Below are 26,630 nucleotides of genomic sequence, written 5' to 3' on the forward strand. Positions count from 1 at the left end.
CAGGTCGCTGCCCGTTGCTCGCGCCTTACTGCAGGTCGTTACGCAGGATCAGCAGCCACGGCAGGTGCGAGTTCGTGAAGCCGTCGAGCTGGCCAGCGTCGTTCAGGTCGATCACGTCCATCGATACCGACTGCTGGACATTGCCGCCGATCGCCTTGACCACCTTCGCCGCGCGATCGACCTCGACCACGATATCGCAATGCATGGGTGTCGTGCCAAAACCGATATCGGCGGGATCGTCGATGTATTTGTCGCGTCCCCGGCCGGCGCAGATCATGTCGCCGGGGCGGGGTAGCGCCGGCAGCGGTTCGACGTGGAAGGCCGGACGCGGCAGGATGCCGTCGCGCGCGTCCACCACGTACATCGAATGCGACTGGCCGGTCAGGAACTGGTCATTGTCGAGTCCCGCGCGACGCATGACCCAGGAAATGAACACCGCCGACCACGCCCACGCACCTTGCGTGACCTGCCGGCAGTCGGGCGCCTCGCCCACGATGCCCCAATAGCGTTGCGCCATGCGGCACCCTTGCGGCGTGGCTTCCATGCCCGTGCCATCGGGAAAGCGCAGGCAACTGGCGTTATCGCCATGCTCTTCGGCATCGACATCCGCCGACGCACCGGAAGCGGCACCATTCCGGGAATTCGGCGCACCCGTCTCTGCGGCGGCTGTGAGGTTCGGGGCGGGCAGCGGGCTATGCGTCACGCAAGCCGTATCGTCACGTGCGATGTGTACGACCTGGCTGCCCCATTTGCGCCACTCCTGCAGCGCGATATCGACGATGCGTTCGCGCGGCGTCGCGCCGGGTGGCGTACTCACCCGCTCATAGTCAGGCAATGGCACCGCCTGCGGACGCGCGGTGCGCGGTGGCGCCGTGGTGCAACCGCAGACCAGGGCGACTGCCAGAACGCTCGCAACAGTTCGCCAGGCGCGCTTCACGGCCTGTGGAGAACGCTGTGGAACCTTGTGTGGAAAGCGTTGTGCATAACGCTGTGGAGAATTGCGCATCGACAAGCAGGGCGGTCATGCCGACCCGGGATTCCTGATTTCGCGCAAAGCCTTGTTCAGACAAGCGCGAACGGGGATTTCTGACTCATGCAGACAGCGTCCGTAACGGTGCTGCCAACTGTGCAATTCTGCACGTGAATCCGAGGGGAATGCTTTGTGGATAACGTCCCCGCGCGCTGCGCGCCTGTGCCGCTGAAGGGCTCCGGCGGCGGCACGGCGGGGTCATGCGGACCGGGCCAGCAACGTGCCCGTCGGCATTACTGATTCACGGCGTCCTTGAACTTCTGGCCTGCCTTGAACTTCACGGTCTTCGCAGCTTCGACCTTGATTTCTTCGCCGGTGCGCGGGTTGCGGGCCATGCGCTCGCCGCGCTCGCCCTTGCTGAACGTGCCAAAGCCGATCAGGCTCAGGGTGTCACCCTTGGCAACGGCGTCCATGATGGCGCCCAGCGTCACGTTCAGGGCTTGCTCGGCCTTGGCCTTGGTCAGACCGTCCACGCCAGCTGCGATTGCGTCGATCAGTTCGGTTTTCGTCATGCTTCACTCCGTATCGAGTTGGAAAAACTGACGTCCGGCCCTGGGACTTTCCTCGGGAAAGCCGCCCTGGCAAAGACGCCGCGGGCCACATCATACCGTGTCGGACACGCCGCACCGGGAAAGGTTTGTTACGGAGAGTCGCCGCCAACCCGCCTCAGGACACGGTTCGCGGGGATTTGGAGTACTGGCCGGGGGTCTTTCGAGCAGCCGTTTCGCAGCTCGCCGCCGCGACGTATACCCCTGCGTATACGTCATCTAATGCGTCAGAGGCGCTCAGAAGGCGTATACGGCGTTTTGGGCGCCAAGAGCGGCTCGGGGACGTATACGTCGGCAAAACGCCTCCAAGAGCTTCTGAGGACCGCGGAAGGCACATCGGGACTTACAGTGGTCAAGTCACGCCGGTATACGCGGTATACCGGACCTGCAGATTCATCGCCCCCCTGCTGGCAGCGTTCTGACTGCTCATTTTTTCATCGCAGCAAAAAAAGAGGGAAATTCCAGAGGGCCGCCGTATACGCCCCTCCTTCGTATCTCAACCGTACGGTTTACATCTTTCTTTCATGTATACAAATAGTAGTGATAGATAAGCACCGCCCGTTTCTGTGGATAAGTACGTATACGTGAATAGGATCAAGCGTTTACGTATACCGAAACCGTAGGGAGGAAATGTTGGCCGCCGTGGATGACTCATCCGTTCGATGGAAGGGGGTCACGTATACGTGCTGACTTGTTCGTATACCTTCCCCAGGCCAACCCCAGGCAGCCCACACGAAACACGCGCGCTTATCCACAGAAAATGGCGCGGTTATCCACATCGGTATACGTCGGGCGAGCGTATACCTGCGCATGGCGCGCAGGTATCATCCGGTTCGCGCCGGACTGGACCGGCGGCCCATTTCCCCACCCCCAGGAACCTCAGCACATGTCGGACAAGCCCAAGGACGCCAAAGAGAAGAAGGCAGGCAAGAAGAAAACCGCCAGCGATCGCATCGAAGTGCGACAGTCTGGCGTGCATGGCAAGGGCGTATACGCGATTGGCGCCATTGGCGAGGGCGAGCGGGTGATCGAGTACAAGGGCGAGCACATCTCGTGGAAGGAGGCGCTCAACCGCCATCCGCACGATCCGACCGATCCCAATCACACGTTCTATTTCAGTCTGGAAGACGGCAACGTGATCGACGCCAAGTACGGCGGCAACCGGGCGCGCTGGATCAACCACGCCTGCGAACCGAACTGCGAGGCGCGCGAGAAGAAGGGACAGGTCTTTATCCACGCGCTGCGCGATATCGCCGCAGGTGAAGAGCTGTTCTATGACTACGGTCTGGTGATTGACGCGCGCTATACCAAGAAGCTGAAGAAGGAATACGAGTGCCGTTGCGGCAGCCCGAAGTGCCGCCACACCATGCTGGCCCCGAAGGACAAGAAGTAAGCGGGAATCAGCCCTGCGCCGTGCCCGGCGCTTCGCACGGAATCCGGATCACGAAGCGCATCGACGCACGGCGCTCCTGGATCTCGGGCGCCGCACCATCCTCGGCGCCTGCGATAGCGGGGGCAAAACTTGCCGATGCGGTGGGCTGAGGCGCGGGAGCGTCCTCGATACGGATCGTGCCCTGATGCAGCAACACGATCTCGTTGACGATGGCCAGGCCCAGGCCGGCGCCACTCGGTGCCGCTTGCGCCGGTTGCGTACCCGGCGTGTGATCGCCGCGGAAGAAGCGCTTGAACACTTCCTCGCGGCGCGCGGGGGCGATGCCGGGACCGTTGTCCTCCACCATCACCACGGCCATGCCGCGATGCCCCATCGTCTCGCCACCGGCGCGCACGGTGATGCGGCCGCCAGCCGGCACGTACTTCACGGCGTTATCCACGAGATTCGATAGCGCTTCGCGCATCAGCAGCCGATTGCCGCGCACCACGGCTGGCGCGCTGCCCGTGAACGTTGGGCCGGGCAGGACTTCGAAGCCGAGATCCACGCGCCGCGCCAGTGCCTGCGGCACCCATTCCGCCCCCACTTCGAACGCCAGTTCCGCCAGGTCGAAATGTTCGACGGGCCCGAGCCGCTCCAGCGACAGGCCCGGTTCGGCACGTGCCAGCGACAGCAACTGATTCGACAAGCGCACGGCCCGGTCCGATGCGGTCTGTACTTCACGCAACGCCTGGCGGGCCACCTCCAGCGTATCGGCTTCCATCGCCCGGTCGGCATGAAGCTTCACGGCGGTCAGCGGCGTGCGCAACTGGTGCGCGGCATCCGCGATGAACTTGCGCTGCGCATCGAGCGCATCGCGCAGTCGCGACAGCAGCGCATTGAGGCCCCGGATCAGCGGCTCCACCTCGGCCGGCACCTGGGTCTCGTCGAGCGGGGCCATCGACCTGGCCGTCTGGCGATTCAGCTTGTCGGTCAGGATCTGCAGCGGCACCAGCTCTTCCTTGAGCACGTGCGACAGGATCAGGCTACCCACCAGCAGCAACAGGATCAGCGGCACCGACACCGACAGCAGGATCTCGTTGGCCGCCGTTTCCCGCCGATCCAGCAACTCCGCCACTTCCACGACTATCGGCCCACGCGGCAGTTGCGGCTCCGCCGTCGTACCCAGTTCATCGTTGGCCGCGCTCGGCAGGCTGACCGGCAGCCGCACCGCACGCACCTGCTTGCCGCTGAACCACGCGTAGAACAGCCTCGCATCGTGCAGCGATGTCTGGCCCGTGCCATAGCCGAGCCAGGTGTCCATGCCACCGATCAGCCCGTCAGGCCCATGGATGCGCCAGTAGATGCGATCCGAGCCTTCGGCTTCGACCAGTGTCTGCGCAATCGTTGGAATGTCCTGTTCCAGCCGCGGGCCGGCAATGCGGATCTGCTGCGCGATGTTGTTGGCCACGCCATACAAGGCGCGGTCAAAAACCTGCGTGGTGTAGTGAGCGGCCAGCCAGTACGACAGCGATCCGCTGGTCAGCACCAGTGCGAACAGCGGCGTGGCCAGCGCGCGCAGCAGGTGAATCCGCAGACTCTGGTTCGACGTGCGGAGCATCGTGCTGCCGCGCCGGTTCTTCACCCGCGCGGTGGGTTCGCCTGGCTGAGCGGAGGAGGATTGCGAACGCGGCCACATGGCGATTCAGGACGTCGAAGGGTGCGCGGGCGAGCGCTCTGCAGGGCAGGGCTCAGTGTCCGGCACGGATCTGCAGCAGATAACCAAAGCCGCGCACGGTGACGATTTCCACGTCCGCATCTTCCAGCTTCTTGCGAACCCGGTGCACGTAGACCTCGATCGCCGTATCGCCAACCGTATCGCCGCCTTCACCGGCAGGGTGCGCAAACGTGGCGAGGTGATCCTGCAACTGTGCCTTGCTCACCACACGACCCTGGCGCTGCAGCAGCAACTCCAGCACCGCGAACTCGCGCGGCGACAACTCCAGCGGCCGGCCATCGACGAACATCCGCCGATCATTGCCCGACAGCCGCAGTCGACCCAGACGCACATCGCGCTCCGGCGCCGCCTCGCCATGCTGGCTGCGACGCAGCAGCACGCGCACGCGCGCTTCCAGCTCGGGCAGCGCGAAAGGCTTCACCAGATAGTCGTCCGCACCGGCATTGAGGCCGGAGAGCTTGTCTTCGAGCTCGTCCCGCGCGGTGAGAATGATCACCGGCGTGGTGCGGTTGCGCGCCCGATAGCGCGCAAGAAGCGTCATCCCATCGATACCGGGCAGGCCCAGATCCAGGATAACGAGGTCATGCTGCTCCTTGAGCAGATGGTCAGTGGCATAGACGCCGTCATGCACCACGCGAACCTGGTGCCCAGCCCGCGACAGGCCAGCCTCCACGCCGCTGGCGATTTGACGATCATCTTCGATCAGCAGGATACGCATGGCAGACCGTGACTTTGAGCGGTTGTAACAATGTCACGAATTGTACCGACAGTTTTGGGCGTTGCCTTTCAGTTGGCTGACGGGGGTGGGGGGGCGGGGATGGGGAGGGCAGTGAAGCTGGACGTGGTGAACTGCCTCTTTGGATCTAGGAACGGCGACTTAGTTGATCTGGTAACGATCTATCACATGGACGTCTTCGATGGGGCAGTCCGGATATGTCCAGACTTTTCTGCATTGGCGCGAACTTGTTGGACTAAGCCCGACGGGGCTAGCGCCTGCACCCCAATTTCAAGATCATCAAAAAAACCAACCCGTCGTATTACGAAGCCTCCTGCTCTGATGATGGTCGCAGCGAACTCATCGCATCTGCTCCAACAGTCCTTCGACGGGATTCCCTTCCCCAGCACGTTATACCAATCGGGTGATGAGTTCGTAGCAACCAGGAACGAGAAATTGGATTGGTAAAAAAATGAAATCATTTCTCGAATCTTTTCATACTGTATTCGAACGGCGAGCGAGTATTTCAAGCCGTTTTGCTTTTCCAGTAGTAGCTCGATTACATCATCTGGGTTTCCGCTGAGCATTCTCTGAATCTCAGGATCTCTAGTCGGTCGCTTGTATCTAGCGATGCGATCGTTTGGTCGCCAACTAGGATCGCCGCCCACTAACCAGAATCTCATATTGGGACTGAGATTTGAGATACATTTCCAGGCATCGTCAACGCACAGCGAAAAATGATGTAGTTTGTTGTCTCGAAAAGTGACATCCGACAACCATTCTACAAGTCCGATTGATAGGTCCGCATAGCCACCGCCCTTGATCGTGCGAAGGCCATGCTCCGAAAACGCATCGTCAAATGTTAATAATCGTGGATGTCGATCGGTATTTATTCTGCATTTCATTATTATTACTCATATCTTATGAACCTACCTTAATAATTAATTTTTTGGCCATCTTCGGTAGACGGAAATTTCTTATCCAAATCATCAAAAAATTCGGGCAGATCGACACGGTAAAAAAATTGCGTTTCTTCACGCACGCCTGATACTTCCCAGCCGTCTATCCCCTTCCCGATGTAGATGGTAGGGATTTGGATGCCCCGAAAGGCGAAGCAGAGTTCATGTCGCTTCCTATAGTTGAAGTTCTGATCTTCCTCGGCGTCGCTGAAATCCTCTCTGTCCCAGAATTTTTCAATGGAATGATGTATTGACCCTCCCCATTCAATGAATGGCGGTATATCTTCGTCCAGCAGATATTTCTTGTTTTCTCTAAGCCATGTCAGGGGTGCGCAAATATCCCAATTTACTGTCATTACCTCCACGGGTTCATGACGCGATGGCATCACTATTGCCAACTGCACCGACCCGAGTTGTGCATCCTCATTGAAACCAAGTTGCTTCGGGGATGCACCAAGGATGGCATCGAAATTCAAGCGTAGTTTATTTATCATTTTCCTTTCCTGGATTTTCCGTACTGTGATTTGCTGAGGTCCCCTCGACGAACGAATTCCCTCAGGACATCGGCCGAAGTTTCCTTGCCAGGGATGGGATAACCATGCCAGCCGCCGACATTGTCGGGTTGAAACTCATAAATTTTTCCATCCTTAATTCCATATCGTTGCTTTCCATCCTGGATCGAATTGTTCAAGACTTCCTGGGCAGTGCGGTCGTCCAGATCCATCGGTGTTCCCCAACCACCACGAGCGTGCTTTTCGGTAGGCGCATATCGAGGTGCATCTTGCCCCGATTTGCCCTCACTAAATATCGCCCCCAACCCCTCCACCACCTTCAGCGGAATATAGAGCGGGTTCTTGACCCGCTCTACCCCGTCTTCCAGCAGATCCCAAACCGGCTGGATCAGCACTTTGGCGCCGTTGGCGCCCGACTCGTCGGGCTGCCCCATGACCGTGGCTTCGCCCGGATCGGCGGGCCGGGCTGGGGTTTTGAAAGGATCGAGGGGCTGCCCTGTTTTTCCGCCGCCGCCAACTATGCCGCCGTTGTTCTGTGGATTCGGACGCGGCGCGAACTGATTGTTCTCCCCTTCGATCGTCGCCGCATTGGCCGCAGTGCCGGCGTCGATGTCGCCGACGCTGGCGATGCCCGCCACGAGGCTGCGCATCGCATCGAGGCGGGCTTGCTTCTGTTCGTTCGTCAGACCATCAGCGGGTGCCATCAGCGAGCCAACGACCGAGCTGGTCGCTGCGCCCATCGCGCCAGCACTGCATGACTGGCTTGCGGCTGCCGCGCCTGCGCAGCCGACGATGGCGTGCAGGGCGGCGCGTGCGGATTCGGCGCCCGGGGTGCCATCGCCGATGCCGGCGGCGATCTGTTTGACGCCGGTGGCGCCGAGTCCTTGCAGATAGCCGACCGCTGCGCCCTGCACGAACTGTGTGGTTGATCCGGTGACGTTGCCGCCTGCGGCAGCGGTGAGTGCCGTGGTGATGCGTCGATATGTGCCACCGGGGCCCCACTTGGCGGCGTCCTGGTATTGCTCGTCCAGATCGGCGCGGCGCGCGGGGTCGGTCTCGTTGTCGCGGGCGCGCTTGATGGCGTCGGCTTCTTTCGCCCGATTGTTCAAAAACGCCCCCGTCTCCCGCTGCAACGCGCCGACGATCTCGAAGCCGGCTTTGATCTCCTTCTCGTTGAAAATCGGATTGAGCGCATTGCTGCCGTCGACTTCGCTGGAGACATCGCGGTTCAGTTCGGCCAGCGTGTCGTCAGCCGATTTGCCCGTCAGCGCCTGCTGCGCCTCGGTATCGCGAATGGTGATGGCGGCGTCGCTGATGCCGCTGCGCGTGGTGCTGCTCGACTTGCCTTTGGCGCCGATGGCCACGGGTGGTGCGGCGCTGAATCCGCCCATCGATGGCAGGTTGCTGCCCGGCACCTTGTCGCCGCCCGTGGCGGCTTGCCCCTGCTGGTTCGTGCCGACTGTGTCGACGCCGCCTGCAGTGCTCCCCGCAGTGCTCCCATCGTCGCCGCCCGTTTGCTTGCTGCTCCCCTTCGACGCGAACCCGCCGCCGATGCTGACGCTGCTGGCCGTGTAGCTCGCCTTGTTGTCGATGTCGCTGGTGGTCAGCGTGCGGGTGTCGAGGCGGTTTAATTTTTCTTCCGCTGCCTTGCGCGTCGAGGTGATCACGCCGCCGTCGAGCGATGTGTTGCCCTTCACGCGGATGTCGAAGCCGCCGTCGCCCGCCTTCAGGCCCGATTGCTCGGTCACGCTGGCATAGCGGCTGTCGATCTTCTGCTGCCCGATGTTCGCGCTGCCGGAGAGGCCGCCACCCACCGTGACGCTGCCACCCGCGCTCTGGTCCTTGCTCTTGTAGTCGTGGATGTCCTGCAGGCTGCCGATCTGGAGATGGCCGCCGATGTCCGCATCGATCATCCGGCCGCGGGCCACGGCACCATTCAGCTCCGTATCGCCGCCCGATTCGATCTTGAGTGTCTGGCCGGCATCGACCCGCGAATGGGTCCACGTGCGATCAGTGCCTTCGCCCTTGCCGCGCGAGCCACTCGCGCTGGCCGTCACGCCGAACGATGTGCCGCCCTGGCCTGCCTGAAACCCGACCCCCATGCCGACGTTGGAACTCTTGCTCTGCCGGCGCATGTCCGATACGTTTTCTGCGCCCAGCAAGTGCACCTTGCCCTCGGCCTTCAAATGGAGGTCCTCTCCCGCGCGTACCTCTGCGCCGCGAATCGTCAGTTCCGAATCCTGGCCGTTGCCCGTCGCCATGATGCGCACGTTGCCGCCTGCCGCGACGGTCGAGCGCGCTGCCACATCCGCCCGATTGGTGGTGCGGCTCTGGTTCTGGCTGCTGCCCACCGTGATCGAGAGCCCAACACCGCCACCGCTGCTCGGATCGGCCATCACGGCATCGGCCGCATTCTTCGCTGCCAGTGCGGTCGTGGCGCCGGCCAGTGCCTGCATGCGGGTGTCCGAGGTATTGCCGCCTGCGCGCTTCATCTGCTGCGCGGTTTCGATGAGCGCGATGGCAGGAGCGGTCACCGCCATGGTCAGCCCCGATTGCCGGAAGCGGCTTTCCTCGGTGCTCTGGCTCGCCTCGCGCGCCTCCACGATCTCGCCCTTCCTGGCAAAGATGCCGATGTCGCCCTTGGGCGCCACCACATGGCTGCCTGTCTGCCGATAGGCGTCGCCGGCAATCAGCGTGACATCGCCTTGGGTCGCGCCAATGGTGGACGCCGCTGCCGAAGTCCGGGTGTTGCGTGCGTCGTTGCTCTGCTGCTGTGTGCCGATGGTGAACGCCGTGCCGCCGCTGTAGAGGAAGCCGCTCTTCTTCGTTTCCTTGAAGTGGCTCTCGGTGGTGGTGTTCTGCGCTGCCTCGATCGAGAGCGTGCCCCTGGCCACGACCCTGGTGCCGAGATCGGAGACGACATTGCTGCCTGTGATGTCGATGTTCTGACCCGCATGAAGCTCGACGGTGCTGCCGCTGAACGTGGTGGCCAGCGACGTTGTCTCGCGCAGGCTGTCGCGCGTGGTGGTGCGAGACGATCCGAGCAGACCGCTGCGCTGTTGATCGCGGTCTTCGCTCCAGTTGCTGGTGTTCTCGCCAGCCGTGAGCGTGGTGTTGCGACCCGCCACCGCCAGCAGCGCGCCCGCATCGCTCGTCACCTGCGCGGCGCGCGCACGGAGGTCGCGTTCCGCCGAGAGGGTGACGTCGCCGTTCGTGCGGATCGATGTGCCGATCTCCTGCGTGCTGCCTTGACGCAGGGCGTTGCCCGCGTTGCGCACGTTGTCTTCCTGCACGCCAACGCGAACGGTGCCAAGCGTCAGGTCGCGGCCTGCTGCGATGACGGTCTTGCCTGCCTTGCCCGTGTTCGAGATCTGTGCACCGTCGAGCACCATGTCTCGGCCCGCCAGCGCCGTGAGCGTGGCACCTGGCTTGCTGACGTAGAGACCCGCCACACGATCCACGTTGGTACGGCTGAACGTGCTCTCGCCCGACTGTGTCTCGCTGCTGCGAGTGGTCGAGGCCAGCCGCAGGTCACGCGTGGCCACGACCCGCAAAGCAGAGCCTGCATCGATGGTTCCACCAATGCTCTCGATATCCTCACGCGCCCGCACGCCGACCGCATCGCCCGTGATGCGACCGCCGAGGTTGCGCACGTTCGCGGCATCGAGCCGGATGGCGCGGCGCCCGGCGATAGTGCCCGTATTGGACAGATCGCCACGCAGCGACAGGTCGACCACGTTGGCGGCGATGAGCGTGCCGTCGCCCCTGAGATCGCCCGGTTTCGTGCGGACGTAGACCTGCGGCACGAGTGCGGTGGCAGTGGTGCCATCGGGTAGCGTGACGCGTTGCTCGACGAGCCACACGATGTCGCTTGTGAGTTGTGCAATCTGCGCAGCGGTGAGCGCGACGCCGGGACGCAATTGCATGTCGCGCGCCACCGTGACGCCATTGGCGAGCAGCGCGCGATATTGCGCTTCGTCGCTGCGGTATCCGTCGAGGAAGCGTCGGCCGGTCAACTGCCCGATCTGTTCGCGCACGAGCTGCTGTTCGTAGAAGCCGTCGCCCAGACGTTTCTCGATCGTCGCGGGATCGATGCCGAGTTGATCGAGCATGGAGTCCGATGACAGCCATTGCCGATAGTCGGTGAATCGCGCATCGGTTTCGATCAGGTGGGTGCCGCTGCCTGGGCGGAACAGGCTGCCCGACGGAATCTCGGGGCGGAAGTCGATGGTGCGGACTGTTGACGGATCGTCGCTGCCCGTCGTGGCGATTTCGATAAGGCGCACACGGGTGTCGCCATTCGCACGGCGGCCCTCGATGCCGTTGCCGCTGTCCTCTCCCTGGTGGTTTGCACGTATGACCGCCAGGCCCAGGTCGAACCTGCGATACTCGTCGGCGGGCGTGTAAGCAATCTTTGGATCTCGCTCGCGAGTGGTGTAGCGCCGCACGCCGCCGCGCCATCGCCCATATGTGTACTGGCTGGTGCCAACGCGCTGAATCACCTCGTAACCCAGGGCATCGCGGTTCTCGATCTTGTCCGCCTCCCCAGTCAGCGCGCCGCCGGCCATGATCTGGCTGTAGGCGTTGAGCAGGTCCTCGCCATCGATATCGATCGACCCGCCCGCGCGAATGATGGCCGGTGTGCTCTGTGTCACGCGGTCGACAGAGCGCGTTTCGGTGAAGTCGTAGTCCGTGTAGTTCTGGATGGGCTGCCCGGCGATGGCGGAGTCGGCGTCGGCCTTGCCGCGATAGCGGCCTGCACGGCTCCATGATTCCCATTGCAGCGTGTCGAGGTCGTACTGGTTCGGATCGTTCTGCGGCTGGACAGTTTGTCTGCGGACGGAATCGCCCACCTGTACGCGCTCGGTACGGAAACTGTGGTCGGTGTTGCGCAGCGACTCCGTGGCGAGCGACATGTCACGGAGCGATTCGATCGTGGCGCTGGTATTGCTGAGGTAGTCGGCGCGGCCTGTGGCGTAGCCATATTCGTCGAGCGCGCCGCCGATGTTGAGCGTGCCCCCGCTGAAGATCAGCCCCTGGTCGCGATTGATGATCTCGCCTGCGCCGATATCGAGTTGCTCGCGCGCGGCGATGGTGGGGGTGCTGGCCTTGTCGTCGTCGACATGCTTGTTATTGAACAGCTGTCTCGCCTGGATGGCCAGTCGGTCACTGTAGAGCCGGGCTGAGCCGGAGTTGTATAGATAGTCGGACTCCACACGCGTGAAGCCGCCATCGATCAGGCCTTCATTGAAGAGTGTGTTGCGCGCCACGATGGTGGTCGTGCCACCCTGGATCACCCCGGCCAGCAGGTTGTCGATGTAAGTCGTACGCAACGCCAGTCCATGCGCCTGTACCGTGCCCTTGTTCCCTATCCAGTCGGTGTCGATGTCCGCGCGCCCATCGGCGATGATCGTGCCTGCGTTCTCGAGATAGCCAGCCGCGATTGAAAGGCTTCCGGCGCTGCCGATATGGCCGTCGAGGTCATTGGTCAGCCCCTGTCCCGAAGTATCGACATGCAGTGCCACGGATGCCTGCAGCAACCCAGCGTTGTTGTCGAGTGCGCCACTGCGGATATCGAGCACTCCATCGAGCGCGGCGATCCTGCCAGCGGTATTGCCGAGTTCTCCACTGCGCGTATCGATATCGACATCCGCGCCGAGCACCGAACCTTCCACGTTGTGCAGCGTCGATGCCGAGATGCCGAGTCGTCCCTTTGCGGCCTGTAGCGTGCCGCCTGCGTTGTCGACGGCATGTTGCGTGGCGATGTCGATGCTGCCGCGAGACGACGCGACGAAACCATCGTCACCGTTTGCAACGGTGCTGCCACGTAGCTCGACGTTGTCGGCCGCGTACAGGGCGCCGCCCCGGTTGTCGATGGCTTCACCGACGGTGACTGCCAGCGTGGCGCCGGCCATCATCGTGCCGGCATTGCGCACGGCCACCGCGGCAATGCGCGCATCGCTCATCGCTTGCAGGACACCGGTGTTCTCCAACCGGCCATCGCTGGTCACCGACAGTTCGCCCGCCTGTGCGCCGATATGCCCGACATTGCGCATGCCAACGCCGTGTTCCGTGCCGATCAGTGCGATCTTTCCCGCGTACATGCCGCCGAGCGCGCTGACATCGAGTGCGTAGGCCGGTGCCGAACCAGAACCGCTCGCCGGTGTGATCGAGGCCAACGTGGCATCGGCATCGTGTGCACCTGTCGCAACCTTCAAGTCCTCTGCCCAGATGCCGGCATTGACGCGCACCGCACGCGCAAGCAGTTCGGTGTAGCTCACGCGGCTCACGTCCATGCCGTGGCCCGTGATGTCGATGCCGCCTCCACGTACGCGATAGCCTTCCAGGTTCCCGCCGTTGACGATGGGCGTGCCGGTGGTCATCGTCACACGATTGGCGTTCAGGAAGCCGCAGCCATCGCACGTGATGCCTGCGGGGTTGGCGATCACCACCTGCGCCCGGTCACCGGCCACTTCCGTGTAGCCGCGCAACTGGCTGGGGTTGCTGCTGTTCACTTCGTTGAGAATCACGCGTGCCGTGCCGCCCGAGAGCCACGGATTGCCTTGCACCCATCCGCCTAGTTGCGTCTGCGCGTTCTGGCGGGCGTTGTTCAGGATGGCGCCCCGTTCCTGCACATCGAACTGGCTGTACGCGTTGCGCGACACGCCGGCCGCGCTCGGGGTCTGGATGTTGACCAGCGGCGTGCCATTGGGCGCGGTCAGGACCGTGGGCCGCTGCTGGCCCGGTGCGTTTGGGTCCGCGACGATCTGTGCGGTGGCAGTGGTGACCAGTGAGACCTGGCCGAGCACGAAGACGATGCGGTACAGACGCTTGTTCATTGACCCATTTCCGAGAAAGGAATGCGCGTGGCGGTTCAGTACGACCAGCTCACGTTGAAGCCCGCCGTCGTGCTGGCGGTGACGAAGCCACTTGGCTTGTAGAGGGGCTTGCCGATAAAGAGATCGGCATGGAGGCCGCGATACCCACCACGCATGCCCATCACGGCACCGGCCAGTTGCGTGCCCACGAGGTACGCCGCGCTGCGTCCATTGACCTGCCCGTAGTCCGCACCGGCATACAGTTCGAATCCACTCCCGGCCAGCGAGAGGGCCAGTTCGTTGCGCACGAACCATCCCCGGTCGCCGATCAGCGTGGATTCGCCATCGAAGCCGCGCACCGTGTAGCGGTTGCCGATGGAGAAGCGGTCCTGCGGCACCAGCGGCGTGAAGTTCCACTGGCCACGTACGGCGCCCGTGTAACGCAGGCGCTGTGCGGCCAGCACGAAGGGCACGGTCAGTTGTGCGTCGGCAAGCAGGATTTCCGGACGTGACGTGCCTTCATCGAACCGTTCCTCGGGGGCGCGCAGCGAGGCCATCGCACCGGTGCCGCGTCGATAGGCGAGGTTGGTGTCGAGCGATGCATGGCCGAGGAACTCGCGATGTACGAGGCCGAGTTCCCAGCCCGCCGTGCGGCGGCGCTGGTTCCGCACCTCGGTGTCGTCGATGTAGTTGCCGGAGCCACGCGCCCAGCCGCGCGCGTAGGCGGTGGTCTTGCGCGAGGCATCGCGATACAGCAGCCGAGACAGGCGGAGATCGGCGTTACGGCTTTCGCCGCTGTAGCGATAGTTCTGGCTGTAGCCGAATACGGTCTGGTGATACTGGTTGCCGCTGGCAGTGATGCCGAGCAGCCAGCGGTCATAGGGAACCGAATAATGGACCGTGTAGCCACGCGTGCCGTTGCTGCCTGCACCGCCGCCGCCCAGGTCGTGATTCAGGCTCGCGTAGAAGAGATCGTTCAGTGTCCACCAGTGATCGAACGACACCGTGACGTTGCCCTGGTACTTGCCGGTCTGCTTGCTGCCCGAGTCGTCCACTGTGGCGCTGATGCGGAACGGCATGCCTTGATGCCAGCGGATGACGAGATCGCTCTCCCCGGGCTGCGCGTCGGGGCCTTCGGCGGGCGTGATCTGGATATCGGCCTCGGCCGTGGGTACGCGCTTGAAGTTCTCCAGCGCCTGTTCGATATCGCGCAGGTTCAGGATGTCACCCGGATGCGCGGGCATTGCATTCCACAACGTCGCGCGCATGCTGGAATCGTCGCTGAAGCGGATGTCGCGGATGCGGCCGGGGATAACGGTCAGCGTCAGCGTGCCCGTCTTCAGATCCTGTGGCGCAGCCAGTACGCGCGTGGTGACGTAGCCCTTGCGGACGATGGCGTCCTGCACACGGGCCATGACGACGTTGATGCCTTGCGACCCCAGGCATCGGCCGATGGCGGGATCGTCGGAAACATCCGATGCGTTGGCCGCATTCGCAGCCCAGTGGAATCGCTCTGCCGCATCACCTGTCAGCGTGATGCGGTCGATCCGGAAGCAGGGCGATTCGTTTTCCGGAATTCGTTCGGAAGCGGCAACCGCAGGTGCTTCCAGTCTGGCGTCGGGTGAGACTTCCTCGCGCTCACGCAGGGCGCGCTCGCGCTCCTGCTGCCGCAGTTGTTCCTGGGTGTCGCGTTGGGGAAGGGTAGGCGCAGTCTGCGCCATGGCAAGCAGGGGCAGGGCGAGCAGAGTACCTATCGCCAAACGCCCTGCATTTTGTAGAAGATGTTTCCGACCGTTCCCGTTGTCCCGCACCGACTCGCTCCGAAAGAGGATCGGCGCGACATACAGGAATCAGTTCAGACCGTGGACGTTGCATCCACGGAATCGTCACACGCCGGATCAGGAGCGCGACGATATCGAGACAAGGGAACGGTGAAAATCGCAGCTTTACGAAAGTCGCGATTGTTGCAGATCGTCTACCGCACCAGCCCCGCAGCAGCCTTCTCGATGAACTGCGCAAGGTCGATGTCACGCTGCGTCAGGCCGTTGGCGTCGTGGGTGGACAGCGTGATGTCAACACGGTTGTACACGTTGAACCACTCGGGGTGGTGATCCACCTTGTCGGCGCGCAGGGCCACGCGGGTCATGAAGCCGAACGCGGCGTTGAAGTCCGCGAAGCTGAACGATTTCTGGATGGCGTCGCGGTCCTTGACCGGGGTCCAGCCGGGCAGGGTAGCGAGCAGAGGCTTGCGTGCCTCTTGGGAAAGGGGTGTCATGTCGGGCTCGATCAAAAGGATAAAAGACGATGGTACGGCGGTTCAGATGTCGTCGCTATCGGCCCAGCCTTCGCGGTTGCCCACCTGGATCACTTGATCGCCTTCTGCGATGTCACCGGCGCCCAGCGTCGGCAGCGCGCGCAGTTCGGCGTACAGCGATGTGAAATCCGGACGCGTGGCATCGAACAGTTGTTCGAAATCGTCGATCACGAAGTACGTCTTCTGGAACGTGTCGATGCGATAGCGCGTGCGCATGATGCGGTGCAGGTCGAAACCGATGCGGTTCGGGCTGGCGGAGTCGAGGCTGTAGATCGATTCGCCCTGGCTCGACAGAATGCCCGCGCCGAAAATGCGCAGACCGTCCCGCGTCTGGATCAGGCCGAATTCCACGGTGTACCAGTACAGGCGCGACAACATGTCGAGCGCACCCAGCCGCGCGGCCTTGAGGCCGCCCTTGCCGTAGGCTTCCATGTAGTCCGCGAACACCGGGTTGATCAGCAGCGGCACATGGCCGAACACGTCGTGAAAGCAATCCGGCTCCTGCAGGTAGTCGAGCTGCTCCGGCTTGCGCATCCACCAGCTTGCCGGAAAGCGGCGATTGGCCAGGTGATCGAAGAACACTTCATCCGGCACCAGTCCCGGCACTGCCACTACCTGCCAGCCCGTGGCGCGCATCAGCATCTCGTTCAACTGATCGAACTCGGGCACACGGTCGCGTTCCATGCCGAGTGTGGCCAGACCCTGCAGGAACTCGTCGCAGACACGGCCTTGCAGCATCGACGCCTGGCGGTCGTACAGCTTGCGCCAGATCGCATGGTCGGTCTCGGTATAGCGGTGGACCGGCTGGGCGATGGTGAAGTCGGCGCGCAGTTCCTGGCCGGACAGCAGGCCGGCTTCGAACTGTTCCTGGAGCTTCGCGGTCATCGTGCCGGCAAAGCTGGCTTCCGTTGCGGCTTCGGTCGTGGCGGCCGAAAGGTTCATGGGGTGTCTCCGATGCGGGTTTTACGCATAGTCTAGCCATGCAAGCGCGCGGACTGGCCGCAAAAGCAGTGATTTTTGCGATGTCGATGCATATAATCCGCACATCTTCGATTCGTCATGCGGAATTCCTGCGCGCCATGAGCCCCACCGACCTCGACCCCTACGACCTGGCGCTTCTCGCGGCGCTGCAGAGCGACGGACGCTCCACCCACCAGCAACTGGCCGAGCGCGTCCACCTTTCGCCCAGCCAGGTCGGGCGGCGGCTCGCGAAGCTGGAAGCCGATGGCGTGATCACCGGCTATCGGGTCAACCTGTCGCCACAGGCGCTGGGGCTGGGGGTGCTGGTCTTCATCAGTGTGAAGCTGGCCCACCATGGCGACACGATCATCGAGCGGTTCAAGGAGGAAATCCTGCTGCTTGAAGAAGTGCAGGAGTGCTACACCGTGGCCGGCGAGGCTGACTACCTGGTACGCGTGGTGGTGCCGGACCTGCCCACGCTGGCCGAATTCACGATGAAACGGCTCATGCGCGTGCCCGGTGTGGAAAGCGTGCGTTCGAATATCGTCCTGACGGCCCTCAAGCGTGAGGGGGCGTTGCCGCTGTCGCATCTGCGCTGACCCGGAATGTAGTTCTGCCGAAATGTGCCGAGGCTTGCGCTTGGCATCGGCGCGTGTCACCCTCGCCCGGAGCCAAAAATCCGGAGAAGTCAGCATGATCGGGAAGATCGCCACGGTGGCACGCGCCACCGCCGCAGGTCTGGTATTGAGTGCGCTGGCGTGGTCGCCGGCCGCCACGGCGGCGCAGGTCACGCGCTTTTCGCCCGAAGGGGTGAACCCGCAGGTCCGCCAGGTGGCGATCCGCTTTGACGAGCCAATGGTGCCGATGGGCGACCTCAAGGCCGCGCCGCCTGCTGCGGTCTCCTGCACGGGCGGCAGCGTGGGCGGCTCGGGCCGCTGGGTCAACGCCACCAACTGGGTCTACGACTTCGAACGCGACCTGCCACCCGGTGTGCGCTGCACGGTACGGATGAGCAGCGGACTCAAGAGCGTGGCCGGCAAGGACTTCGCCGGCAAGACCGAATACAAGTTCGAGACGGGCGGCCCGATTGTTGTATCGGCCCGCCCCTCGGGCGGTGAGGTCGAGGAAGACCAGGTCTTTGCGCTGCGCTTCAACGGTGCGGCCACTGCGGGCTCGATTCGCCAGCATGCGTGGTGCCAGGCCGAAGGTCTTGGAGAGCGCATCCCCGTGCGGCTGCTGACCGGCAAGGATCGCGACACCGTCATCGAGGCGCTGCACTGGAAGGAAGTGGCCAAGCGCGAGGGTGACGCTATCCACCTGCTGGCCTGCCAGCAGCGGCTGCCCGGCGGCGCGCGGATGCAACTGGTGCTCGACGCCGGCATTGCCACGCCATCGGGGCTGGCCACCACTGCGGCGCGTCGCTTCGACTTCACCGTGCGCGAACCTTTTACCGCGGGTTTCACCTGCGAGCGTGAACGTGCCGAGGCACCTTGCACACCGCTGCGGCCCATGACGGTCACGTTCTCGTCGCCGGTGCCACGCAAGCTGGCCGAAGGCATCGTGCTCAAAGGCCCATCGGGTCCGCAGAAGCCCGCTTTCGATCCGGACGAGGCTGCCGATGCACCCGTCTCGTCGGTGCAGTTCAAGGGGCCGTTCGCGGAGAAGGCCAGTCTGACGATTGAAGCGCCAAAGGATCTCAAGGACGAAAGCGGCCGCGCGCTCGCCAATGCCGACCTGTTCCCGATCAAGCTGACCACGGCCACGTTGCCGCCGCTGGCCAAGTTCGCCGCCGCACCGTTCGGCGTGGTGGAGCGCTTTGCCGATGTGCCGCGCGGCAAGTCGCCCAATGATTTTCCGCCGCTGCTGCCGGTGACGCTGCGCAACGTCGAGGCAGACCTGCCCACGTTGTCCGTGCGTGCCGAGGCTGGCACCGTGGCGCGGCTCAAGGTCGATGACGACGGCGCCATCCTGCGCTGGTTCGGCATGGTCAAGCGCATGCACGAGAACACCTGGACCAAGGAGCAGATCGCCGCGATCCGCACCGGCCAGGCGCCGTACAGCGTGCGCAGCCCGCGCGATGCACCGGCTGTGGAAACCCGTGCGGTGTCGCTGCTCAACGGCGTGACGGGCGCCAGGACACTCGCCATTCCCAAGTCGACCGACACCAACCCGCGCCCCTTCGAAGTGGTGGGCATTCCGTTGCCGGAGCCCGGCTTCCACGTCGTGGAAATCGCGTCGCCGATGCTGGGTGAAGCGCTGCTCGGCAAGAAGGCGCCGATGTACGTGCGGACCGCCGTGCTCGTGACCAACCTCGGCGTGCATTTCAAGCTCGCACGCGGTGAGGGTGAAGGTGACATGAGCGGCATGGCGTGGGTCACCACGCTTGACGATGGCAAGCCCGTGGCCAATGCCAGGCTTGCAGTGCGCAACTGCGATGGCGAACTGCTGGGCGAAGGTGTCAGCGATGCCACGGGCGTGGCGCGCTTTGCCAAGCTGCCGGATCGCCGTCACAAGGACTGCGCCAACGGCATGGATGGCTACTTCGTGTCCGCACGCATCGCCGCCGATCATCCGCAGGCGCGTGGCAAGGCCGACATGGCGTTTGTGATGTCCGACTGGACGCGCGGCATCGAGAACTGGCGCTTCAACGTGCCCACGGACCTGAGCACCAAGCAGACGGTTCGCGCGCACACCATCTTCGATCGCACGCTGGTGCGTGCTGGCGAGACGGTGTCGATGAAGCACCTGATCCGCAACGAGACCGCACAGGGCTTTACGTTGCCGAAGGACATGCCCGAGACGCTGGTGATCACGCATCAGGGCAGCGGCCAGAAGTACGAGATGCCGTTGGCGTGGCGCAATACCGCGACGGGCGGGCGTAGTGCAGAGAACACGTTCCAGGTGCCGCCATCGGCCAAGCTCGGCGTCTATGACGTGGCGCTGGTCTACACGAACAATCGCACGCTGGAGAGCGGCAGTTTCCGTGTGGAAGCGTTCCGCCTGCCGGTGATGTCGGGTTCGCTGTCGATCACCAAGGACCCGAAGATCAAGGGCAACGCACTGGTGGCGCCCACCGAGGTGCCGGTGGGCGTGGAGATCCACTACCTGAACGGTGGTGGTGCGGCGGGCCTGCCGGTGCGTGTCTCCGCACTGCTGCGCGGCAAGTCCGTGAACTTTGCGGACTACGACGAGTTCTCGTTCAACCCGCCGCGTGCGCAGCAGCAGTCGAGCAGCAGCGGCGGCGACGAGGAAGAAGACCAGGACAGCGAGAGTGCACGCGAGAGCGAGAAGCTCGTGGCGGACAAGCTGCCGATGACGCTCGACAAGGACGGCAACGGCAAGGTCACGATCAAGGATCTGCCGAAGGTGACCACGCCGGGCGACCTCGTGCTCGAAGCCGGCTTTGCCGATCCGAACGGCGAGATCCAGACGCTGCGCCAGAACGTCTCGCTGTGGCCCTCGGCCGTGGTGGTGGGCATTCGCGCGGCAAGCTGGGTATCGGTCAGCCAGAAGCTGGCGGTGCAGACGGTGGTGGTCGATACGCAAGGCAAGCCGATTGCGGACTCGCCCGTGCAGATCAAGGCGCGTGCCCGCATCACCACATCTGCGCGCAAGCGTGTAGTGGGCGGCTTCTACCGCTACGACAACCGTAGCGAGACGAAGGACCTCGGCGTGGTGTGCGAAGCGCGCACCGATGCGCAGGGCAGGGCGCGCTGCGAGGTGGCGCTCTCGCAGGCCGGCGAAGTCGAACTGATTGCCAATGCGCGCGATGCCGATGGCCGCATGGCGCAGGCGGCCACCACGGTGTGGGTGACGCGCCAGGGTGAACTCTGGTTCGGCGGTGAGAACCACGACCGCATGGATGTACTGCCCGAGAAGAAGAGCTATGCGCCCGGCGACACCGCCGTGTTCCAGGTGCGCATGCCGTTCCGCCGCGCGACGGCACTGGTGGCCATCGAGCGCGAAGGCATCCTGGAAACGCAGGTCGTCGAACTCAACGGCAGCGATCCGACGATCAAGCTCAAGGTGAAGCCGGAGTGGGGACCGAACGTGTATGTATCGGTCCTGAGCATTCGCGGACGCCTGCGTGAAGTGCCGTGGTACTCGTTCTTCTCGTGGGGCTGGCGCCAGCCCCTGGACTGGTGGCGTGCGTTCCGCAGCGAGGGCAAGGAGTACGTGGCGCCGTCGCCGCTGGTGGACCTGTCGAAGCCAGCGTTCCGCCTGGGCCTCGCGGAGATCCGCGTGGGCAGTGAAGCGTATCGCCTCGATGTTTCGGTGACGCCTGACAAGGCGACGTATCCGGTGCGCGGCAAGGCGCGCGTGGTGGTGCAGGTCAAGCTGCCCGATGGCAAGCCCGCAGCGAATGGCGAAGTGGCGCTGGCTGCCGTGGATCAGGCGCTGCTCGAACTGATGCCGAACGGTAGCTGGAACCTGCTCGATGCGATGGTGCAGCGGCGTAGCTATGGCGTGGAAACGTCCACGGCGCAGATGGAAATCATCGGACGACGCCACTATGGCCGCAAGGCGGTGCCGGCCGGTGGTGGCGGCGGCAAGAGTCCGACGCGCGAACTGTTCGACACGCTGCTGCTCTGGAATCCGCGCGTGCAGCTCGACGCGGAAGGCAAGGCCACGCTGGAGGTGCCGCTCAATGATTCGCTGACGAGCTTCCGCATCGTGGCCGTGGCGGACCTCGGCGTGAACCGCTTCGGCACGGGTAGTGCATCGATTGCCGCGACGCAGGACCTGCAGATGATTTCGGGCCTGCCGCTGCTGGTGCGCGAGGACGACAAGTACCGTGCGATGTTCACGCTGCGCAATACCACGCAGCGCGCGATGACGGTCGAGGCCACGGCCCGCGCGACGCTGGTCGATGCGCAGACGCTGCCTACGCAAACGGTGCAGATTCCTGCGGGCGAAGCGCGCGAAGTCAACTGGGATATCACCGCGCCTGCGCTGCTCGCGTACTCTCGCAGCGGCACGATCCTCTGGGAAGTTGCCGCTACCGAGAAGGGTGGCGGCGGTGCCACTGACAAGCTCAAGGTATCGCAGCAGATTGTGCCCGCCGTGCCGGTGACGGTGCAGCAGGCGATGCTCGCGCAGCTCACGCCGAACCTGTCCGTGCCGGTGCAGGCGCCTGCTGGCGCGTTGGCCGATCCATCGGGCCGGTTGCGTGGTGGCATGCAGGTCTCGCTGCAATCGTCGCTGGCAGGTGGCATGCCGGGCGTGCGCGAGTGGTTCCGCAACTATCCGTTCAGTTGCCTGGAGCAACGTACGTCAAAGTCCCTGGGTCTGGCCGATGCATCGGCATGGGATGCACTGATGGCGCAACTGCCGTCGTATCTCGACACTAACGGGCTGGCTTCCTACTTCCCGCTGCGCAGCGATGGGCAATCGGGCAGCGAGGTGCTGACCGCGTATCTGCTGACGATTGCCAACGAGGCGTCGCGTGCTGGCCTGCCAATGCGCATTCCCGATGCGCAGCGCGAGCAGATGGAGCGTGGACTGATCGCGTTCGTGGAAGGACGCATCACCCCGCCGCGCTGGGCGCCGGCTTCGGCATCGATGGATCTCGACGTGCGCAAGCTCGCCGCCATCGAAGCGTTGTCGCGTAGCGGCCGCGCACAGGCGCGCATGCTCGGCTCGATCCAGATCCTGCCTGACCAGTGGCCGACTGCGGCGCTGATCGACTGGCTCTCGATTCTCTCCCGCATGCAGGACGTTCCCGAGCGCGACAAGCGCATGGCCGATGCCACGCAACTGCTGCGTAGTCGCCTGACAGTGCAGGGCACGCGGCTGGTGTTCTCTACTGAACGCAGCGACAACTGGTGGTGGCTGATGCAGGGCGGCGATGTCAACGCGGCCAAGCTGCTGGCGCTGGCTTCCGAGCTGCCCACGTGGAAGGACGATGTACCGCAACTGGTGACGGGCCTGCTCGGCCGCCAGACGCGCGGTGCATGGATGACCACCACGGCCAATGCGTGGGGCGTGCTGGCGATCAAGCGTTACGCGCAGGTCTACGAGAAAACACCGGTGGCGGGCACGGCGCGCGCCACGCTCGGCGATGCCACGCGTACGTTCGACTGGAGCAAGGCGAAGCAGACCGAAGGCGTGGCCAGCGGCGCGGTGGATCTGCCGTGGCCGGCAACGTCCGCAGGCAACCCCGCACTCGGCGCGCTGCAGGTGGAGCAGCAGGGCACGGGCCGTCCGTGGGCCACGGTGCGCGCACTGGCGGCGGTGCCGCTGACCGAACCGGTCTCGGCGGGCTATCGTGTGCGCCGCACCGTGACACCGGTGGAGCAGGCGGTGGCGGGCAAGTGGTCGCGCGGCGATACATACCGCGTGAAGCTCGATATCGATGCACAGTCCGACATGACGTGGGTGGTGGTCAGCGATCCGGTGCCCACTGGCGCCACGATCCTCGGCAGCGGCCTGGGCCGTGATTCGGTGATTGCCACGCGCGACGAGAAGAAGGCATGGTCCGACTTCACCGAGCGCACCACCGAGGCGTATCGCGAATATTTCAGCTATGTGCCGAAGGGCGCGCTGCAGGTGGAGTACACGGTGCGGCTGAACAATGTTGGCGAGTTTGCATTGCCGCCATCGCGTGTGGAAGCCATGTACGCGCCCGATGTCTTTGGCGAAACGCCTAACCAGAAGGTCGTTGTAGGAGCTGGCAAGTGACCTTCATCACCATGCGGATGCCCCCGCGCGTGCGTGAATGGTGGTTGGTCGGCACGCTGGCCGGCATCACCTATGGACTGCTGTTGTTCCAGGTCTCGCTGGATCTGCCGGCTGGCGCGCCGTTGACGGGCAGGATTGCCTATCAGCCGCTATGGAAGGCAGCGATGGCGTTGCTGCTGGCGCGCGCGGCGTGGTTCCATCAGCCGAAGCAGGAGCGGCGCTGGCTCGTCACGGCGCTGCTGTTCTCCGCACTTGGCGATCTGCTGCTGGCGCTACCGGGGCTGCGGATTTCGTTCCTGGGCGGACTCGGCGCGTTCCTGCTGGCGCATATGGCTTACATGCGGATTTTCATTCCGCTGATCGAAGATCTGCGTCCGCATCGACTGGTCGGTTGCGGCATCGTGCTCGGTGCTGCGGGTGCGATGCTGGGCCGGTTCTGGCCGAACCTTGGCGAACTGAAAGTGGCCGTGAGCGCCTATATCGTGATCGTCGCGATCATGGCGTGTTCGGCACTGATGGCGAGATTGCCCACGCCGCTGGCTGCGATCGGTGCGCTGTTCTTTGTGGCGTCCGACGCAATGATCGGCATGGCGAAGTTCCTGTCGCCATTCGATACCTACCAGCTCGGCATCTGGTGGACCTATGCGATTGCGCAGGTGTTGCTGGTGGCGGGCCTGGTATCGGGACCGCGCGAACGCAGCGTCTGCAGCGAGTGTGGCGAGCAAAGATGACATGCTGAAGTTGCGCCTCTGCTCTCGTATCCGCCTTGTGGCTGCGGCCTGCCTGCTGATGTCGGCGGTTACGGCCCACGCCGTACCTGGTTTCCGCGAGGTACGCGACAACTGGCGCAGCGCCGATATCGTCGTGACCGATCGGCATGGAGAAACCGTGGCGCGTGTGCGCGATGATTTCAAGGCACGGCGCGGTGACTGGGTGGCGCTTGCCGATACCTCGCCAGCGCTGCGTACGGCCATCGTGATGTCCGAGGACCGGCGCTTCTACGCGCACAGCGGCGTGGACTGGCAGGGCGTGGCCGCTGCGGTGTGGGCCAATCTGTGGAACACGCGCACGCGTGGTGCGTCCACGCTGACGATGCAACTGGCGGGCCTGCTCGACGAGGATCTGCGCACGGGGCGGGGCCGCAGCGTCGGGCAGAAGGTGGGGCAGGTTGTCAGTGCAGCGTCGCTGGAACGCGGCTGGCGCAAGGATCAGATTCTTGAAGCCTATCTGAATCTCGTGCCGTTTCGCGGCGAACTCGTTGGCTTGTCGGCGATGTCGCAGACGCTGTTCGGCAAGGCGCCGAGCGGACTCGATGCGCGGGAGTCGGCGGTGGCCGTGGCGCTCGTGCGCAGCCCCAATGCTTCCGCACAACAGGTATCGAAGCGCGCGTGCGGCATCCTGCGCGAGATGAAGCAGCCGCGCGAGTGCGACGGACTCGAAGGCTTCACGGCGCTGATGCTCGCGAAAGCGGTTAGCCTGCCTGGCGACGGCATGGCGACGCGGCGTGGCAATCTTGCGCCGCACCTGGCGCGTGCCGTGATCGCGCAAACCCGTGCGATGACACCGGCAGGCAACCCACTGCCACCGCGCATCGCCACCACGCTCGATGCCAACTTGCAGCGCGTGGCCGTGAACAGTCTCGACCGACATCTGCGTGAACTGTCGGGCCGCAATGTCGAGGACGGTGCGGTAGTCGTCATCGACAACGTCAGTGGCGACGTGCTCGCTTACGTGGGATCGTCGGGCGCGCTGTCGGCGGCGGCGCAGGTCGATCACGCGGCGGCGCTGCGGCAGGCGGGTTCCACGTTGAAGCCGTTCCTCTATGCGCAGGCCATCGAGGAACGCAGGCTGACGGCGGCATCGTTGCTCGATGACCGGCCCGTCAATCTGCCCACAGGCGGTGGCCTCTACATTCCGCAGAACTACGATCATCGCTATGCGGGCTGGGTGAGCCTGCGCGCGGCGCTTGGTGCGTCATTGAACGTGCCGGCCGTGCGCACGCTCGTCATGGTCACGCCGCATCGCTTTCATCGCCGGCTTGTTGCGCTCGGTCTGCCGCTGACGCAGTCGGGCGATTACTACGGCTATAGCCTCGCGCTAGGTAGTGCCGATGTATCGCTGCTGTCGCTGACCAATGCCTATCGGAGCTTCGCGAATGCGGGGGCGTATTCGCCTGCGCGGATGACGTCCACTACGGTCGCTGCGCCGCGCACTGTGATGTCGCCAGCCTCGGCGTACGTGATTGGCGATGTGCTGTCGGATCGCCATGCGCGAGCGCGCACGTTCGGACTCGACAGTCCGCTGACCACGCGCTTCTGGACGGCGGTGAAGACCGGCACGAGCAAGGACATGCGCGACAACTGGGCGGTAGGCTGGTCGCAGCGCTACACCGTGGGCGTGTGGGTGGGCAATGCCAGCGGTGCGAGCATGCATGACGTGTCCGGTGTGTCGGGTGCGGCGCCGGTCTGGCACGAGGTCATGGAGGCCCTGCATGGCAGCACGCCGAGCCAGGCACCCACGATGCCTGCGGGCGTGGAGCGTGTGGCGCTGACGTTCGACGGCAATCTCGAACCGGCGCGCGAGGAAGTCTTCGTGACGGGGACGGCAGTCAGCCAGATCCGCGTGGGCTCCACGGGCAAGACGCAGAGCGCGCCAGCCATCGCAAGCCCCGCCGACGGCACGATCTTCGCGCTCGATCCGGATATTCCGCCTGCTGCGCAACGCGTCTGGTTCCATGCCGATGGTCTGACCGGTCAGACTGCGAATGCGGTGAGCTGGCGAATGGATGGCAAGCCCCTGGGCCGCGGCGGGCAGGTGGCATGGCTGCCGTGGCCGGGACGGCATCGTGTACAACTGGTGGATGCCGCAGGCAAGGTCGTTCATGACATCGGCATCGAGGTGCGCGGCGCCAGCGTGAAGGACGCTGGGCCGCAGAAGGTCTCTGCGCGGCGTTGAACCTGCCTGTCGCTGGTGTCGGCGACAATGC

15 protein-coding genes are annotated in these 26,630 nt (G+C 64.0%); 5 read left to right on the forward strand and 10 right to left on the reverse strand.

Annotated elements, in window-relative coordinates; genetic code table 11:
• Nucleotides 1-25: 25 nt before the first annotated feature.
• Complete coding sequence (locus ABDB81_RS11150; protein ID WP_346811120.1) at nucleotides 26-1,006, reverse strand: DUF2272 domain-containing protein; 981 nt, start codon at nucleotides 1,004-1,006, stop codon at nucleotides 26-28.
• Between the two features lie 257 nt (nucleotides 1,007-1,263).
• Nucleotides 1,264-1,542 (reverse strand): HU family DNA-binding protein, encoded by a 279-nt coding sequence (locus ABDB81_RS11155; protein WP_019451897.1) that lies wholly within the window; start codon nucleotides 1,540-1,542, stop codon nucleotides 1,264-1,266.
• A gap of 922 nt (nucleotides 1,543-2,464) precedes the next feature.
• On the opposite strand from ABDB81_RS11155, the gene ABDB81_RS11160 reads away from it, so the two are divergent.
• Nucleotides 2,465-2,971 carry an SET domain-containing protein-lysine N-methyltransferase gene (locus tag ABDB81_RS11160; protein ID WP_137926038.1) on the forward strand — a complete coding sequence of 169 codons (507 nt, stop codon included), beginning with the start codon at nucleotides 2,465-2,467 and terminating at the stop codon, nucleotides 2,969-2,971.
• A 7-nt stretch (nucleotides 2,972-2,978) separates the two neighbouring features.
• Here the strand turns inward: ABDB81_RS11160 and ABDB81_RS11165 are convergent, their stop codons facing one another.
• The 8 genes from ABDB81_RS11165 to phhA form a co-directional block, all read right to left on the reverse strand.
• Nucleotides 2,979-4,646, reverse strand: coding sequence for a sensor histidine kinase (locus ABDB81_RS11165; RefSeq protein WP_160473156.1), 1,668 nt, complete (start codon nucleotides 4,644-4,646; stop codon nucleotides 2,979-2,981).
• A gap of 52 nt (nucleotides 4,647-4,698) precedes the next feature.
• A complete protein-coding gene (locus tag ABDB81_RS11170; RefSeq protein WP_137926040.1) occupies nucleotides 4,699-5,403 on the reverse strand; it encodes a response regulator transcription factor in 705 nt (234 codons plus the stop codon).
• Nucleotides 5,404-5,585: 182 nt separating this feature from the next.
• Nucleotides 5,586-5,987, reverse strand: coding sequence for a hypothetical protein (locus ABDB81_RS11175; protein WP_137926204.1), 402 nt, complete (start codon nucleotides 5,985-5,987; stop codon nucleotides 5,586-5,588).
• Nucleotides 5,988-6,334: 347 nt separating this feature from the next.
• Nucleotides 6,335-6,853 carry a hypothetical protein gene (locus ABDB81_RS11180; protein WP_346811121.1) on the reverse strand — a complete coding sequence of 173 codons (519 nt, stop codon included), beginning with the start codon at nucleotides 6,851-6,853 and terminating at the stop codon, nucleotides 6,335-6,337.
• On the reverse strand, nucleotides 6,850-13,710 hold the full coding sequence (locus ABDB81_RS11185) for a hemagglutinin repeat-containing protein (RefSeq protein WP_346811122.1): 6,861 nt from the start codon (nucleotides 13,708-13,710) through the stop codon (nucleotides 6,850-6,852). The genes ABDB81_RS11180 and ABDB81_RS11185 overlap by 4 nt, the downstream gene beginning before the upstream one ends.
• Nucleotides 13,711-13,745: 35 nt before the next feature.
• A complete protein-coding gene (locus ABDB81_RS11190) occupies nucleotides 13,746-15,410 on the reverse strand; it encodes a ShlB/FhaC/HecB family hemolysin secretion/activation protein (protein ID WP_346811151.1) in 1,665 nt (554 codons plus the stop codon).
• Between the two features lie 254 nt (nucleotides 15,411-15,664).
• Nucleotides 15,665-15,964, reverse strand: coding sequence for a 4a-hydroxytetrahydrobiopterin dehydratase (locus ABDB81_RS11195; protein WP_137926207.1), 300 nt, complete (start codon nucleotides 15,962-15,964; stop codon nucleotides 15,665-15,667).
• Between the two features lie 42 nt (nucleotides 15,965-16,006).
• On the reverse strand, nucleotides 16,007-16,945 hold the full coding sequence (phhA, locus tag ABDB81_RS11200; RefSeq protein WP_137926208.1) for a phenylalanine 4-monooxygenase: 939 nt from the start codon (nucleotides 16,943-16,945) through the stop codon (nucleotides 16,007-16,009).
• A gap of 137 nt (nucleotides 16,946-17,082) precedes the next feature.
• On the opposite strand from phhA, the gene ABDB81_RS11205 reads away from it, so the two are divergent.
• The 4 genes from ABDB81_RS11205 (at nucleotide 17,083) to pbpC (ending at nucleotide 26,599) form a co-directional block, all read left to right on the forward strand.
• Nucleotides 17,083-17,562: an Lrp/AsnC family transcriptional regulator gene (locus ABDB81_RS11205; RefSeq protein WP_346811124.1), complete on the forward strand. Its 480-nt coding sequence runs from the start codon at nucleotides 17,083-17,085 to the stop codon at nucleotides 17,560-17,562.
• A 94-nt stretch (nucleotides 17,563-17,656) separates the two neighbouring features.
• Entirely contained in the window at nucleotides 17,657-23,644 is a 5,988-nt protein-coding gene (locus ABDB81_RS11210; RefSeq protein WP_346811126.1) for an MG2 domain-containing protein, read from the forward strand.
• Complete coding sequence (locus ABDB81_RS11215; protein ID WP_346811127.1) at nucleotides 23,641-24,375, forward strand: lysoplasmalogenase; 735 nt, start codon at nucleotides 23,641-23,643, stop codon at nucleotides 24,373-24,375. Before ABDB81_RS11210 ends, ABDB81_RS11215 begins: the two co-directional genes overlap by 4 nt.
• Before the next feature lies 1 nt (nucleotide 24,376).
• Nucleotides 24,377-26,599, forward strand: coding sequence for a penicillin-binding protein 1C (gene pbpC / locus ABDB81_RS11220; protein ID WP_346811129.1), 2,223 nt, complete (start codon nucleotides 24,377-24,379; stop codon nucleotides 26,597-26,599).
• Nucleotides 26,600-26,630: the final 31 nt, after the last annotated feature.

The organism is Cupriavidus sp. DL-D2 (genome assembly GCF_039710735.1).
Classification (GTDB): Bacteria; Pseudomonadota; Gammaproteobacteria; order Burkholderiales; family Burkholderiaceae; genus Cupriavidus.

Coding starts and splice junctions, on each gene's coding strand:
- ABDB81_RS11150 (WP_346811120.1), bottom strand. CDS start 1,006: ATGCGCAATTCTCCACAGCGTTATGCACAACGCTTTCCACACAAGGTT.
- ABDB81_RS11155 (WP_019451897.1), bottom strand. CDS start 1,542: ATGACGAAAACCGAACTGATCGACGCAATCGCAGCTGGCGTGGACGGT.
- ABDB81_RS11160 (WP_137926038.1), top strand. CDS start 2,465: ATGTCGGACAAGCCCAAGGACGCCAAAGAGAAGAAGGCAGGCAAGAAG.
- ABDB81_RS11165 (WP_160473156.1), bottom strand. CDS start 4,646: ATGTGGCCGCGTTCGCAATCCTCCTCCGCTCAGCCAGGCGAACCCACC.
- ABDB81_RS11170 (WP_137926040.1), bottom strand. CDS start 5,403: ATGCGTATCCTGCTGATCGAAGATGATCGTCAAATCGCCAGCGGCGTG.
- ABDB81_RS11175 (WP_137926204.1), bottom strand. CDS start 5,987: ATGCTCAGCGGAAACCCAGATGATGTAATCGAGCTACTACTGGAAAAG.
- ABDB81_RS11180 (WP_346811121.1), bottom strand. CDS start 6,853: ATGATAAATAAACTACGCTTGAATTTCGATGCCATCCTTGGTGCATCC.
- ABDB81_RS11185 (WP_346811122.1), bottom strand. CDS start 13,710: ATGAACAAGCGTCTGTACCGCATCGTCTTCGTGCTCGGCCAGGTCTCA.
- ABDB81_RS11190 (WP_346811151.1), bottom strand. CDS start 15,410: ATGGCGCAGACTGCGCCTACCCTTCCCCAACGCGACACCCAGGAACAA.
- ABDB81_RS11195 (WP_137926207.1), bottom strand. CDS start 15,964: ATGACACCCCTTTCCCAAGAGGCACGCAAGCCTCTGCTCGCTACCCTG.
- phhA (WP_137926208.1), bottom strand. CDS start 16,945: ATGAACCTTTCGGCCGCCACGACCGAAGCCGCAACGGAAGCCAGCTTT.
- ABDB81_RS11205 (WP_346811124.1), top strand. CDS start 17,083: ATGAGCCCCACCGACCTCGACCCCTACGACCTGGCGCTTCTCGCGGCG.
- ABDB81_RS11210 (WP_346811126.1), top strand. CDS start 17,657: ATGATCGGGAAGATCGCCACGGTGGCACGCGCCACCGCCGCAGGTCTG.
- pbpC (WP_346811129.1), top strand. CDS start 24,377: ATGCTGAAGTTGCGCCTCTGCTCTCGTATCCGCCTTGTGGCTGCGGCC.